We start from the raw sequence: 14126 nt of genomic DNA, 5'->3' as shown, positions 1-14126 counted from the left end.
GGCCATCTGGTCACCGTCGAAGTCCGCGTTGAACGCGGTGCAGACGAGCGGGTGGATCTGGATGGCCTTGCCCTCGACGAGCTGCGGCTCGAACGTCCCCGGGCACCCGCCTGTTAGCGTCGTGCCGGGGACGGGAAGCGGAACACCGGTACGGAACGGCACCAGCAGAGCCGGGCAGGGCAGGGGAGAGGGCCGCAGTTGACCACCGCAGAGGGGACCCGGGAAACCGGAGGCCAAACCCACGTGTCTTCGCCTTCGCGAATAGAGCTTCCAGGCCAGCGACCGGCCCCGGAGCCGCCGGAACAGGCCGCCGCGGCCCCGGCCGCCCCGCGCCGCAAGCGCCGCTACACGGTCCTCGCCGCGACCGCGGCGGCGGCCGTCACCCACGTCCTGTGGTTCTTCTTCTTCGCCAACAGCGGCGGCGACCTGGCCGCGCAGGACGCGTGGGCGGAGTTCGTCGGACGGCACCCGGACTCGGCGTACAACCTCGCCTGGTACGGGGGGATGCACCCGGTCTCGTACAGCGTGATCTCGCCGTACGTGATGTCGGTGCTGGGCGTCCGGACCACGATGATGATCGCGGGGACGCTGTCGGCGGCGCTGACGGCGCTGATCCTGGTGCGGGTGCGGGCGGTCCGCAATCCGATGGCGTGCGCGCTGGCCGGGGTCTTCGCCTTCCTGTGCAACGCGCTGTCGGGGCGGGTGACCTTCGGCCTCGGCATGATGTTCGCGCTGGGCGCGGTCGCGGCGGTGTTCTGCTGGCCGCACCGCTGGCGCTACCGCCGCTGGGCGAAGGCGGCGGTGGCGGCCCCGCTGGCGGGCCTGGCGACGGCGTGCAGCCCGGTGGCGGGGCTGTTCCTCGGTGTGGCGGCGGCGGCGCTGTTCCTGAACAAGCGGCGTCCGGGCGCGTACGCGCTGGGCCTGGCCCCGGTCGTGGTGGTGGCCCTGTCGGCCTGGCTGTTCCCCTTCTCGGGCACGCAGCCGATGTCGCTGATGTCGACGTCGCTGCCGTTCCTCTTCGGCGTGCTGTGCTTCGTCCTGGTGCCCCGGGAGTGGCGGACGGTCCGCACGGGCGCGGCGGTCTACTCGGCCGGCACCCTGCTGACCTGGCTGATCGACTCGCAGATCGGCTCGAACGTCTCGCGCCTGGTGATGCTCTTCGCCGGTGTGGTCCTGCTGGCGGCGCTCCCGTACGCGCGGCCGCGCTCCCGCCGCTGGTACGCGATCGTGCTGGCCTTCGTGGGCCTGAACGCGTGGATCGGCTTCAAGGGCGTGGACGACGTGATCCGCACCGCCCCGGACGCGTCCTGGGCGCGCGAGGTGGCGCCGCTGATCAACCAGCTCCAGGTGCGGGGCGCGGAGAAGGCCCGGGTGGAGGTGGTCCCCGCCTCCAGCCACCGGGAGTCCTCGGCGCTGGCCCCGTACATCAACCTGGCCCGCGGCTGGAACCGCCAGGCCGACATGGAGCGCAACCCCCTCTTCTACGACGACACCCTGAACGCGGCGAACTACCAGGACTGGCTCGGCCGCTGGGCGGTCCACTACGTGGTGCTGCCGACGGGCGCCCCGGACTCGGGCGCCGAGCGGGAGGCGGAGCTGGTCGACGAGGGCCTGCCGTACCTCCGCCAGGTCTGGTCGGACGCGAACTGGCGCCTGTACGAGGTCACGGACCCGACCCCGCTGGCGGACCCGCCGGCCCGGGTCGAGCGCGCCGAGGCCAACGAGGTCGTCATCACCCTCGACACCCCCGGCCGGGTCATGATCCGGGTCCCCTACTCCCCGTGGCTGGCCCTGATCGGCCCGGACGGCGCCAAGATCGAGCCCCCGCAGGAGACGGAGGCGTCCAAGCGAGCCCGCGAGTCCTCGGAAACGGAACTCCCGAAGGTCTTCGCCAACAAGGAGGGCTGCCTCCTGAAGGCGGAACCGGACCAGGAGGGCGACGAGTGGACCGAACTCCTGGCCCCCAAACCCGGCACGTACCGCCTGGGCGCCCCGTACAAACTCTTCCCCCGAGGCACCACCTGCCCGGAGGAACTCCGCTGACATCCGGCCCCGGACACGGGAAGGCCCCCCTGCCGCACACGGCAGGGGGGCCTTCCCGTTTCTGTGCCCCCGGCAGGATTCGAAGACGTATCCTGCGTTCGCCGCGCCCGACTATAGGAGATCAGCTGAAATCGCGAGGCATCTGACCCGTTGTGCCTTTCCACTTCGCATCACGGCGCAGTTCGTAAAATCTAGGGTGCTTAAATTTTTTGGATTCGCCTAGATTTCAAAAGCGAAGCGGTTTGGGTCTTCAAGAACCTTCAGCGCCTGGGCTCGTCGCTCTTTCAGCCCCACGTAGACAGGTTCACGGCCAGCGACGATGCGATGAATCCACCCCTGGGATTGCAGCGCACTCAGCACGGAGGGGACGCGCCCTCTGATGGCTGGGTCCAAGCCCCGTGAAAGCCCGCTCTCCTTGCGTCCGGATCCTCGCTGAGAATATATCTTCTTCAGGATTGTCAAAGCGATCTTGGCGTCGACCGATTGCTTTAGCTGCATGATGCCAGCTGTTGTTTGGGAGAGTGCAGCGAATCCCTCGATCTCGCAGTCGATGAACTTTGCTGCGAGTCCTGGAGGGATACTCTCTGCTCCATCGAGGAATCCGATCAGGCATGACCTGAATACCGGACATCCATGATCGTTTTCAAGCGAGGAGATGTCGAGGCGATGAATTACCGAATCGTGAAAGCTGACCTTCGACAGGACAGTGCTGTTGTGGGAAAGGGTGAGAGATTCAATCATCACGCCTTCGATGATGAAACTCTGATGAACGGTATCTGGTGCCAGGTAGTCGGCTACTCGTAGAGAGTCCGCCAGCACTGCGTCGTATTGGTGTTTATCCTGACGTCGCTTGGCAGCCCCGATTACAGCTCCTACTGAAACTCCGCGCGAATCGAGAGATTGAGCGGCAACTCCGATTCCCAAGTCGGTGGAAGATACGACCCACGAAGAGTTCTGGGCAAGAGTGTGTCCTTCATGCGGCTGTTCCAGGTAAGACGCAAGATCTTCTCCGTAAGCGGTGTCTGCGAGATCCCGGTCTACGAATACTCGCTGCTCTTTTTCCGGGTCCATGGTGACGCTTGCGGGGTTGGCCAATCCGGGCAGTCGAAGGAGTAGCTGGATGCCTTCTTCGTCAGGCTCCAAGCCGTTTACTTCTCGGAACGCCTGACTGAGGATCTTCATATCTACGGGGCCGGTTTCGTCTCCAGTGGATCGTGCAAGTGTTGCAACTCTGGAGACGAGATTCTTGATCTTCTCTGGCCGGACTGCGGTAAACATCTTTGCTTCCCGCTTACAGATTAGTTCAAACAGGTCACGCCAGGCGCTAGCTTGATCCACAAGCGAGTCGGACGCGACGTCATACATTGCGTCATCGGTTAGCAGGTAGCCGATCAGTAGTGGCCGTGTCGGTAGCCACTCCGGAACGCTCCATGTGATTCCGGCCTTAGTCAAGTAGCTTCGAATTTGGTCTGTTGTGAAATCGTGAATCGTTTGTACCGAGCAATCCTCTGTCAATCCAAGGACGTCGATCATTTCTTTCGTAGACGAGAAGAAGTGTGCTCGTCCACAGACGGCGATCCCGGCTTCTTCTGGAGCTTCCTCGATCAACCTTCGAACTCCAGAGAGCGCTTGGTATCGAACTTGCCTTACATCTGCCGCACTTCCCATCCATCTGGTAGGAACGATTTCATCAAATCCATCGAGAAGGAGCACGCACGCGCCTGCCCGCCAAGCAGATGTCAGGGCCCGATCGCTGCTGAATCCCACTTCCTCAGAATGTCTGCGAAGTATTTCGGCAGGAGTCTTGAGGCCGGCGCAGTCGCGCAAATTGATGTGGACTGGGAAGGGGGCGAGTTTATTGCCTTTGAAATGCGTTTTTCGCATCTCCATGTAGAGGTGCCGCAGTGCGTGACTCTTTCCGACTCCGAAATCTCCAACAATCAGGTGGCGACCTCCGCTGGAAAGGCTTTTTGCGAGATCTTTGGTTCCCCTCCCTTCTCCTGTTGGGTCGGAGAAAATCGTCTCAACGTTAATTGTCGGCGAGGTTGTTTTTGTGATGTAGGAGGTGCTTCCGAATGGAGCCTTGTCTCTGCATTGGATGTAGCTTTCTGAATCGCAAAGTCGACGAGAAAGCGTCGCCATGCTGATGGAGTGGATCGGGAATTTCGCCTGATCTGATTCTTTCTTGACTGCTCCCTTTTGTTCGGCTGTCGGCTCGTCCCGTGTCACCACCCATCCGGTGACGCTCTTGTAGGCATTCTCGGGCTTCCCGTGAAGTGCGACGAGGAGTTCCCTAACTTTTGATGCGTCTTGAGTGGCTTTGGCTTTATCGCGTCTTGTCGTGAATTCGTAGACGTGGATTGCGTCGTCCAGTTCGAACGCTGCATCGATTTCTCGACCGCGATGCATTACGGGCCCCTGGATCCCCATGGGGTCATGAATCGCCTTGGCGGCCGCGAGCGCTCTCTTTTCGAACTGGGGTCCAGTTTCGTCGTCGTACATAATTGTCCCTCTGGGTTTGTGGACAGTCGCGACTGGGTGAGCTCAGTGATTATGGCTCGATTTTCTCGGCTATAGGAGAGTACTGCGTTCGCGTGGGTCAAGACTAGTGGCGAGCGCGACGTCAAGTTGCAGGCGTGTTTGGCCCGTTCCTGCTCCTTCAGGAGCTCAACGGTGTGGGTCTGCGGTTGCTCCGCTACGGCTGGCGTCGTCGGTGCTGAGCGGCTGCTCAGGCTGAGGGTCCCGGCTAGGGCCAAGGGTGGGCCTTTACGGCACCCCTTAAGACGGTGCTGGCCTCTGCACCTGGTGACCCCCTGGACGGGTCCGGCACGAAAGCGGCCCCCGACCATCGAGCGGTCGGGGGCCCGCAGGTTTGTACCCCGTAACCTGGGCGAACGGCATGATCATCTGGGGGAAGTTTAGGAGGCGGCTCGCCTCGTGAACGCTCGCGAACCCCCGCGAACGCCTTGGGCCCAGGTCGACCGAAACGGCCTCTGACCTGGGCCCAAGGGCTCCAACTGCGTGCCCCCGGCAGGATTCGAACCTGCGACACCCGCTTTAGGAGAGCGGTGCTCTATCCCCTGAGCTACGAAGGCGGGGTTGTGACGCTCGACAGTGTAGCGGGTGGGGGCGGGCGGGCCCCGGGTCAGTAGGTGAAGCGGTTCAGGTAGTCCGGGTTCGCGATGGGGGTGGCCGTCAGGTATTCGGCGGGGAGGTCGAAGGCGGCGGCCAGGGGGGTGAGGTGGGGGGCCAGGGCCGCCAGGGTGTGGTTCGTCGTGGTGTGCAGGGCGTTGACCTGGGTGGGGGTCAGGTGGCCCGCGGCCAGCAGGTCGCCGGTGTGGGGGCGCAGCTCGTGCAGGAGGAAGAGGCGGGCCAGCGACTCCAGGAGCGGGCGGGTGGTCGTCGCGCGGCCCGCGGCGGCGAGGAAGGCGTCGGCGGCGGCCAGGCGCGCGTGGGCGGCGACCATCTCCAGGGCGGCGCCCGAGGTCTCGTTCCAGCGCCCGACCGGGTCGCCGGAGGGGCCGTCGCGCAGGGCGGTGCGGGCGCGGGTCTGCCAGATGCGCTCGACGCAGGCGTGCAGGTCGCGCAGGAAGGGGAGGTCGGTGAGCTCGCCCTGCGGGGCGCGGGCCGGGCCCGCCTCGTGGGCGAAGACCAGCTCGGAGGCGGCCTTCTGCCAGATGACCAGGTTGTCGCCCTCGGCGGTGATGCCGCCCTCGACGTTCAGCGGCAGGTCCGCCAGGCCGTTCTCCGGGAAGAGGCCCTGCGCGCCGCAGCGCTCCCGGCTCTCGACGGTGATGTCCCGCGCCTGCCAGGTGATCCAGCCCTTGGCCACGGCCACGATCCGCTCCGCCGCCTCGCGGTCCTCGGTGTCGGAGGGGTCGTGGGCGGCCCAGCGGTCGAGGACCTCCCGGTGCAGGAAGGTCATGGCGTACGCGGTGGCCACCGACCGCAGCAGCCGCCCGTGGTGGCTGCGGTGCGCGGTGAGCGGCAGCCGTTCACCGGCGCGGGGGGCGGCCACCTGGCGGTGCTCGGCGTAGCGGACGGCGATGGCGAGCGCGGCCCGGGCCATGCCCAGGGTGCCGGCGCTCATGCAGAGCTTGCCCACGGTGACCCGGCCGACCGAGCGCAGGAACCGCTTGCGCCGGTTGCCGAGGCTGCTGCCGAAGCGGCCCTCCTTGTCGAAGCGCCCGTGCGCCGCCTCCAGCATCGCCTCGCGCGGCAGCCGGACCCGGTCGAAGGAGGTGAGGCAGTGGTCGACGGGGGTGCCGGTCCGGTCGGGCAGCCGGCGCACCTGTATGCCGGGGAGGTGGCCGCGCTCGTCGCTGAGCGGGGTCAGGAAGAGGAAGACGCCCTGGTCGGCGCCGTCCACCAGCAGCCGCGCGGCGACCAGCGCCGCCTTGGGGCCGCCGGTCAGGCTGGTGTTGGGCATGAACTTCTGCGCGCCCGGGTTCGGGGTGTGCAGCTCGAAGCCGCCGGTCTCGCGGTCCAGGACGGCGACGGTCTCCAGGGCGGCGACGTCGTTGCCGTGGGCGAGCTCGGTGCACAGGAACGTCCCGGTCCGCTCCATCGCCGTGTACGGGGTGAGGTCGCGCCGGTAGCCGTCGTGGTCGAGGAGGCTGCCGAGGAAGAGGTTGTAGTGGATGCTGGCGAGCGTGCACAGGCCGCCGTCGACGAAGCCGGTCCACTCGTGGAGGGCGGCGAGCCGGTGGGCGTCGTAGCTGAGCACCTCGGCGGCGGTGCCGGCCACGGTGTCGTTGACCAGCCTCAGCCGCTCGTAGGAGAGCGCCGTGCGCTCGGCCGGGGTGAGCCCGGGGCGGTGGGCGAACGCCTCGCCGGCGACGAGCCGGCGCCAGTCGGCGTGGATGCGGTCGCGGTCGTCCGCGTCGAAGAGGAGTCGGGTCAGCTCTCGCGCCGCCCCGGCAGCCGCGGCGCTCTCCGGGGTCTCGACACTTTCTCTGAGCGCTGTCTCCGCGTGCTGGAGCATCGACTCGTCCCCCGAAGAGAGTGGACCCGGTAGGGATGGTGGTGGCCTGTCCCATAAAGATACGGATCCACCGGTTTTGTTTCAATATCCTTGTCAAACCGGTTGGATGGTTTTATTCTCGAAATGTGGACGTGTGAAGAATCCGGTTGTGCCCGGCCTCACCCTACTGCCGGCTGGAGTATCGTGCGGACTGGTCGCCGACTCATCACTCCATGTGAGCCGTTGGAATACCAGCCTCTCGGCCTCCCCGGCCGCGAGGTACGGAGGATGTAGTGGCACAACAAGAACGGGCCATCCGCACGCGCCAGAAGATCGTGCTCGCGGCGGCCGAGCTGTTCGACGAGGTCGGCTACGAGGCGGCGACGATCTCCGAGGTCCTCAAGAAGTGCGGAGTGACCAAGGGCGCGCTGTACTTCCACTTCTCCTCCAAGGAGGAGCTGGCCCAGGAGGTGCTCGCCGGGCAGGTCGGCGCGCTCCCGCCGGTGCCCGAGCGTGAGCTGCTGCTCCAGCAGATCACGGACGAGGCGCTGGTCCTGGCCCATCTGCTGCACATCGGCGACCCCATGGTGCGCGGCAGCGTGCGCCTCACCGTGGACCAGGGCTCGCCCCACGACGGGCTCGACCGCCAGGTCCCCATGCAGGGCTGGATCGACCACAACATCGATCTGCTCGGCCGCGCCAAGGAGGCCGGCGAGGTGCTGCCGCACGTGGAGATCGTCCCCGCGGCCAGCCTGTTCACCGGCAGTTTCACCGGGGTGCAGGTGCTCTCCAAGATCATGACCAAGCACGAGGACATCGTCGAGCGGGAGGCGGACCTCATGCGCACGCTGCTGAGCGCCATCGCCGTGCCCGGCGTGCTGGTCCGGCTCGACTTCTCCCCCTCGCGCGCCGCGCTCGCGTACGAGGAGGCGGTCCGGCTGCGGGACTCCCTCGCGATCGACGGCGGCTGACGCGCGGACCCGGCGCCCGGCGCCGGGAGACGGCGAGACGGCCTTCGGGATACGGGGAGGGGAACCTGGCGTTCCCCTCCTTCACGTGCGCGGTGGGGGCGGAACAGGCACGAGGAACCGAAGCGCGCGAGCCACGTGAACCACGCGAAGCACGCCGAAGAGCGCCGACGAGCCCGAGGCGCATCGACAAGCGTCGACCAGCACCGACGAGCACCGACGCGGACCCGAGCGAACCGGAGTCGACCGGTCCCGAACGAACCGAATGGAGCCCCCGCCCCCATGGACACCTGCCCCTTCGAGGCCCCCGAGGCCCCCGTAGCCCCCGAGATCCCCGCCGCCCCGCGGGCCCCCCGGCCGCGCCAGGCCCCCTCGGCCCTCCACACCGCCCCCGCCCCGTACGTCCTCGACGTCACCGGCGCCGACCTCGACGGCGAGGCGGCCGCGCTCCGCGCCCGGGGGCCGGCCGCCCCGGTCGAGCTCCCCGGCGGCGTCAGAGCCTGGGCCGTCGTCGGCCAGGAGTACGTCGAGCGGCTGCTGCTCGACCCCCGCGTCTCCAAGGACGCCCGCCGCCACTGGCCCGCCTTCGCCGAGGGCCTGATCACCCCGGAGTGGCCGCTCTACCCCTGGGTCGCCAACGAGAACATGCTCTTCTCGTACGGGGCCGAGCACGCCCGGCTGCGCCGCCTGGTCGCCGCCGCGTTCACCGCGCGCAGGACCGCCGCCCTCAAGCCCCGCATCGAGGAGATAGCGGCTTCGCTGCTCGACCCGCTCGCCGCCCGGCTCGCCGACGGGGGTACGGCCGAACTCCGCGGCTCCTACGCAGAATCGCTTCCTCTCCAGGTGATCTGCGAGCTCTTCGGCGTCGCCGAGGGGCCCGCCCGCGACGAGCTCTGCGCCGCCCTGCGCACGGTGTTCAGCTCCAGAGTCTCCGCCGCCACCATGGAGGCCGCCCGCGCCACCGCCTTCCGGCGGCTCGCCGCCCTCGTCGCCGAGCGCCGCGCGGCCCCCGGCGACGACCTCACCTCCTCGCTGATCGCCGCCCGGGACGGCGCCGACGCCCTCAGCGAGAACGAACTCCTCGGCTCGCTCTTCCTGTTGATCGCCGCGGGCCAGGACACCACCGCCACGCTCATCGTCAACGCCACCGCCGCCCTGCTCTCCCACCCCGAGCAGCTCGCCCACGTCCGGGCCGGCCGCGCCTCCTGGGAGGACGTGGTCGCCGAGACCCTCCGCTGCCACGGCCCCGCCGCGTACTCCCCGATGCGCTTCGCCGTCGAGGACATCGACCTGGACGGCGTCCTGATCGCCCGGGGCGACCCGATCCTCGTCACCTTCTCGGCGAGCGGCCTCGACCCGGCGCGGTACGGGGACGAAGCGGACCGTTTCGATCTGCTGCGCACCGACCGGGACACGCTCGGTTTCGGCCACGGCGTGCACCGCTGCCTCGGCTCCCCGCTGGCGGTCCTGGAGGCGTCCGTCGCCCTCTCGGCACTCTTCGAACGTTTTCCCGAACTCGAACTGGAGGGCAAGGAAGAGGAGCTGACCCCCATGCCGACCTTCCTCCTGAACGGATACGGGGCCCTGCCCGTACGCCTCCGCTTCTAGTCCTTCCGGCCGGGCGCCCATCCGGTCCTTCCGGACCATCGCAAACCGCAGGGCCGGTTTGTTAAAGTCTCCGGAAGAGTGACATGTGTTGGGCGCCCGCGACGGAGCGGCGGTATCGACGGAGACCCCCTTGGCCAAGCAGGAGCGGGCGATTCGAACCCGCAACGCGCTCATCGAGTCGGCCGCCGTGCTCTTCGACCGGGACGGCTTCGAGGTCGCCTCGCTCGCGACCATCAGCGCCCGCGCCGGGGTCAGCAGCGGGGCGCTGCACTTCCACTTCCAGAGCAAGGCGGCCCTCGCCGACGCCGTCGTCGGCGCGGCGGGGGAGCGGCTCGTGCGGATAACCCGCGACCGCGAGGCGCTGCCGCTGCAGATCCTCATCGACGCCAGCCACGAACTGGTCCAGGGGCTGCGCGCCGACCCCGTGCTGCGCGCGGGCTTCGACCTGAGCGCCGGCTCCGAGCGCCGCCCCCGCGCCGGGTCCGCCCAGGACCTGCGGCGGCTCTGGCGCGACTGGGTCGAGGCGACCGTCGCGCGGGCCGAGCGGGAGGGGCTGCTCGCCCCGGACGTGGCGGCCCGGGACGTCGCCGCGGCGGTGGTCGCGGTGGCCGCGGGGCACGAGGTGCTCGGCCACCAGGACCCCTGCTGGCTGGAGCGCGCGCCGCTCACCCGCTTCTGGTCCTTCCTGCTGCCCCGGGTCGTCGGCGACGCCCGCGTGGGCCTGTTCGTCCCCTCGGGCGACCCGACCGCGGAGCCGGTCGGGGTGCCGGTCGGGGTGCCGGCCGGGGTGCCGAGCAAGGTGTGCTGAGGGCCCGTCCGGCCGGGGCGGGGCCTCCCGGACGGGTCCCGGGGGCCCGGCTTGACGCTGTCGGGGCCCCCGCATAGCGTCGGCGGCCGGACCGCCGGGGCGAGTGCCTGGAGTTGGAGGACGAGACGTGGCCGAGCAGCACACCGGGCCGCACGCCGCCCCCGACACCCATCCCCCTGCCGCCCCCCACGCCGATCCCCACGCCGCCCGGCTCGTCGGGCCCGGTGCGCCCTTCGCCGTCGACGAGGACGGGGTGTACGCCGGCGGGCCCCGCACCCTGCGCGAGTTCGTCGAGGCGACCTGGGGCTACGGCGACCGGCCCTTCCTCGTCGCCGACGACCGGACTGTGAGCTACCGGGAGTTCTTCGACGCGGCCTGCGGGCTGGCCCGCCGCCTCGTGGACGTCCACGGGCTGCGCCCCGGCGACCGCGCCGTCGTCGCCATGCGCAACCACCCCGAGTGGCAGGTCGCCTTCTGGGCCGCCCAGCTCGCCGGGCTCGTCGCCGTGCCGCTCAACGCCTGGTGGACGGAGGCGGAGTTCGCGTACGCCCTCGACGACTGCGCGCCCCGCGTGCTGCTCGTGGACGGCGAGCGGGTCCCGCGCGTGGCCGCCTGGGCCGCCGTCCGCTCCGTACCCGGGATCGTCTTCCACGGCGAGCCGGACACCGTGCCGCCCGAGGGCTTCGAGGCGTACGTCCCCGATCTCGACCCGTTCCTCGGGCCGCCGCAGGGGCCCGGGTTCGAGGCGGCGCCCGGGCAGGACGCCACCATCGTCTACACCTCCGGCACCACCGGCCGCCCCAAGGGCGCCGTCGCCACCCACCTCGCGCAGGCGGGCGCGGCGATGAACCCGCGCTACCACGCCGCCGCCTCCGCGCTCGGGCGCGGCGCGGTGCCCGGGGCCGGTCCGGCGCCGGTCTCGCTCACCACGTACCCCTTCTTCCACGTCGCCGCGTTCACCTCCTTCTACTCGGTGATGGCGGCCGGCGGCACCCTCGTCCTGATGCGCAAATGGGACGCCGAGCGGGCCCTGGAGCTGATCCGCGCCCACCGCGTCACGCACTACGCGGGCGTCCCGGCCACCGCCCTCCAGCTCCTGGACGCCGCCGAGCGGGCGGGCGACCCGCTGGAGACGGTCACCCTGTTCAGCACCGGGGGAGCGGCGGCCCCGCCCGGTCTGGCCGGGCGGCTCGCGGCCCGGTACGGGGAGCGGGTCGAGCCCCGCAACGGCTACGGCCTCACCGAGACCTGCGGCGGGGTGCTCGCCAACTTCGGCGCCGAGTACCGGGCGCACCCCGGGAGCGTCGGGCGGCCCACGCCCACCACCGAGGTGCGGGTGGACCGCCCGGACGCCGAGGGCGTCGGCGAGCTGTGGCTGCGCGGCCAGGCGCTGGTCCGGGGCTACTGGGGCGACGAGGAGGCCACCCGGGAGGCGTTCACCCCCGACGGCTGGTTCCGCACCGGGGACCTGGCGCACGTGCGGGACGGGCGGGTCACGGTCGTCGACCGGATCAAGGACGTGGTGATCCGGGGCGGCGAGAACGTCTACTGCGCCGAGGTCGAGGGCGTGCTCCACGCGCACCCGGACGTGGCCGAGGCGGCCGTCGTCGGCGTCCCGCACCCGGTCCTGGGCGAGGAGGTCGCAGCCGTGGTCCGGCTCCGGCCCGGCGCGGCGCCGGACCCCGAGGGGCTGCGGGCCCACGTCGGGGCCCGCCTGGCGGCGTTCAAGGTCCCCGCCCACGTCCACCTGCGGGACGCGGAGCTGCCGCGCAACGAGACGGGGAAGGTGCTGAAGCGGCGGATCCGGGAGGAGCTGGGGGGAGCGGGGGCGCCTGGGGTGCCGGGGGAACCTGGGGTGCCGGGGGCGCCTGGGACGTCGGGGGCACTTGGGGCACCGGCCCGGTAGCCCGCCCGGCCCCGCCGGCCCCCGGCCGGCCCCGGCCCCGGTCCGTCCGCCCGGCCCCGTCAGCCCCGGGTCACCCGTACCCGGAACGTCTCCTTCTCCGTGTCCTCCGAGACCACGCTGATCCGGATGCCGTTGACGCGGTCGGTGAAGCTCTCGCCGGGGCGGTACGGGGCGTCCGACAGCTCCGCGTGGACGTTGGGGCGGCGGGTGCAGCCGCCGCTGCTGTGCTCGCTGTCGGTCACGGTGACGGGCCCGCGCCCGGTGTCCACGTCGGTGTCCACCCGGTAGATCAGCACCCCGGGGCGGCAGACCGCCTCGTCGTTGCCCCCGTGGGTGCGGACCTCGGCGGCGTACCCGGCCTTGTCGGAGAGCGGCACGAAGACCATCTTGCGGCCGCCGGAGGTGGCCAGCGGGGTCAGGGTGTACTCGACGTCGCCCGTCCGCGAGGCGCAGCCGACCTGGTCGTTGTCGAGCCAGCCCAGCTTCCACTTGTGCCAGCCGAGCAGGTCGTTGTTGGCCCCCCAGTCCTCGGACATGATGTCCCAGTGCCCGACGGTCCCGCCGCCGTCGACGGTGTACAGGTCCGGCAGGCCGAAGACGTGCCCGTTCTCGTGCGGCAGCACCCGGTAGCCGGTCTCGGCGTAGCTGCCCGAGCCGTCGTCCTGGCGGCTGTAGACGAACGACGTGTTGGAGAGCGGCACCCCGTCCGCGTAGGGCGCGTCGTCGTTGCCGGAGAAGGTGACGGACAGGACGGTGTCGAGCGCGGAGGGCCCGGCGTTCGGCGTCACCAGCACGTTGACCAGGTCGTACGCGCTGAAGTCCACCTTCGGGTCGGCGGCCTTGACGATGTCCTCGACCAGTCCGCGGTAGCCCGGTTCGTACGGGGAGCCGCGCTCCACACCGTACGAGGCGAAGGGCCGGGGCATCCGCAGCCAGTCGGGTATCGGGGTCTCGGGCTGGTAGACGAGCCGCCCGTAGGAGCTGGTGCGGAACCAGTCGGCGGTCTGTGGGAAGAACTCGCGGTAGCGGCTCATCGCGGTGCCCTCGCCGGGGGCGTCCGGGAAGTCGATCATCAGGTTGAGGGCCCTGATCCGGCCCGTGGAGCGTGCGTACCCGGGGGAGGTGGGCAGGCCCTCCGACATCTGCACACCCATCGTCGTGGCGATCCGGCACGGGCCGAGCGGCGCTTCCCCGGGGCCCGCGGCGACCGGTCCCGCGGAGGCGGGGGCCGGGCCGGGGAGGGTCGTGCTGGCCGATGCCAGGGCGGCGAGCGCGAGCGCGCCGGCCGAGGCCAGGGCGACGGGTCTGCGTATCAGCCGGCGGGACTCCTGCATGCGGTCGCCTCTCTGATCTGCGCCGATGGGTCGGCACCGTGGGATCAGCCTGTGGCGGGGGCGGGGGGCGCGCGCGGCGGGTGGCCCGACCGGGGTACCTCGTCCCGGGTGTGACTCAGGTCACAGTCAGGCCGGGAAATATCCGGGGACCAAGTCCCCGTTTAAGCCTGTGTTCAAGGAAGTGGGGACTCTGTCCCCGGATCGCGAGACTCGATGACGAGACCCGATCACGAGCCCCGATCAGCAGGCCCTGGAGGCAGCGCAGTGAGCACGAGCAGCAGCACCGCCGACGCCGCACCGGTCCGTCGCGTGCCCCGCCCCCGCGCGGACGCGCTGCGCAACCGGGAGCGGATCGTGACGGCGGCGCGGGAGATGTTCGTCGAGTTCGGCGCCCAGGTCCCGCTCGACGAGGTCGCGCGCCGCGCTGGTGTCGGAAACGCCACGCTCTACCGCAACTTCCCCGAGCGCGCCGACCTCGTCCGCGAGGTCGTCAAAT

10 protein-coding genes and 1 tRNA gene are annotated in these 14126 nt (G+C 69.9%); 6 read left to right on the top strand and 5 right to left on the bottom strand.

Annotated features, from left to right (window positions below; genetic code table 11):
* Positions 1 to 162, bottom strand: a 162-nt coding sequence (locus AB0C99_RS38535) for a hypothetical protein (protein WP_362485008.1), incomplete at its 3' end; no start/stop codon positions are given.
* 228 nt (positions 163 to 390) lie between these two features.
* Here AB0C99_RS38535 and AB0C99_RS38530 point away from each other — a divergent pair.
* Positions 391 to 2043, top strand: coding sequence for an MFS transporter (locus AB0C99_RS38530; protein WP_362485007.1), 1653 nt, complete (start codon positions 391 to 393; stop codon positions 2041 to 2043).
* A gap of 219 nt (positions 2044 to 2262) precedes the next feature.
* On the opposite strand, the gene AB0C99_RS38525 is transcribed toward AB0C99_RS38530, so the two are convergent.
* From AB0C99_RS38525 to AB0C99_RS38515, 3 genes are all read right to left on the bottom strand, one after another.
* Positions 2263 to 4545 (bottom strand): NACHT domain-containing protein, encoded by a 2283-nt coding sequence (locus AB0C99_RS38525; protein ID WP_362485004.1) that lies wholly within the window; start codon positions 4543 to 4545, stop codon positions 2263 to 2265.
* 520 nt (positions 4546 to 5065) lie between these two features.
* Positions 5066 to 5138, bottom strand: a tRNA-Arg gene (locus tag AB0C99_RS38520).
* Positions 5139 to 5188: 50 nt separating this feature from the next.
* Positions 5189 to 7027 (bottom strand): acyl-CoA dehydrogenase, encoded by a 1839-nt coding sequence (locus tag AB0C99_RS38515; protein ID WP_362485002.1) that lies wholly within the window; start codon positions 7025 to 7027, stop codon positions 5189 to 5191.
* A 272-nt stretch (positions 7028 to 7299) separates the two neighbouring features.
* Here AB0C99_RS38515 and AB0C99_RS38510 point away from each other — a divergent pair, with 272 nt between their 5' ends.
* The 4 genes from AB0C99_RS38510 (at position 7300) to AB0C99_RS38495 (ending at position 12296) form a co-directional block, all read left to right on the top strand.
* The gene (locus AB0C99_RS38510; RefSeq protein ID WP_362485000.1) at positions 7300 to 7977 is read left to right on the top strand and encodes a ScbR family autoregulator-binding transcription factor; all 678 of its coding nucleotides are present in this window, start codon (positions 7300 to 7302) and stop codon (positions 7975 to 7977) included.
* Positions 7978 to 8256: 279 nt separating this feature from the next.
* On the top strand, positions 8257 to 9582 hold the full coding sequence (locus AB0C99_RS38505; RefSeq protein WP_362484998.1) for a cytochrome P450: 1326 nt from the start codon (positions 8257 to 8259) through the stop codon (positions 9580 to 9582).
* Between the two features lie 130 nt (positions 9583 to 9712).
* Positions 9713 to 10390 (top strand): ScbR family autoregulator-binding transcription factor, encoded by a 678-nt coding sequence (locus AB0C99_RS38500; RefSeq protein WP_362484997.1) that lies wholly within the window; start codon positions 9713 to 9715, stop codon positions 10388 to 10390.
* Between the two features lie 253 nt (positions 10391 to 10643).
* Positions 10644 to 12296, top strand: coding sequence for a class I adenylate-forming enzyme family protein (locus AB0C99_RS38495; RefSeq protein ID WP_362485005.1), 1653 nt, complete (start codon positions 10644 to 10646; stop codon positions 12294 to 12296).
* Between the two features lie 59 nt (positions 12297 to 12355).
* Here the strand turns inward: AB0C99_RS38495 and AB0C99_RS38490 are convergent, their stop codons facing one another.
* Complete coding sequence (locus AB0C99_RS38490; RefSeq protein WP_362484995.1) at positions 12356 to 13630, bottom strand: M6 family metalloprotease domain-containing protein; 1275 nt, start codon at positions 13628 to 13630, stop codon at positions 12356 to 12358.
* A 264-nt stretch (positions 13631 to 13894) separates the two neighbouring features.
* On the opposite strand from AB0C99_RS38490, the gene AB0C99_RS38485 reads away from it, so the two are divergent.
* On the top strand, positions 13895 to 14126 hold a 232-nt coding region (locus AB0C99_RS38485; protein WP_362484993.1), incomplete at its 3' end, for a helix-turn-helix domain-containing protein.

It is taken from the genome of Streptomyces sp. NPDC048659 (assembly GCF_040650575.1).
GTDB lineage: Bacteria > Actinomycetota > Actinomycetes > Streptomycetales > Streptomycetaceae > Streptomyces.
The sequence above is the reverse complement of the archived record's forward strand: the minus strand, read 5'-3'. Positions and strand labels throughout refer to the sequence as shown.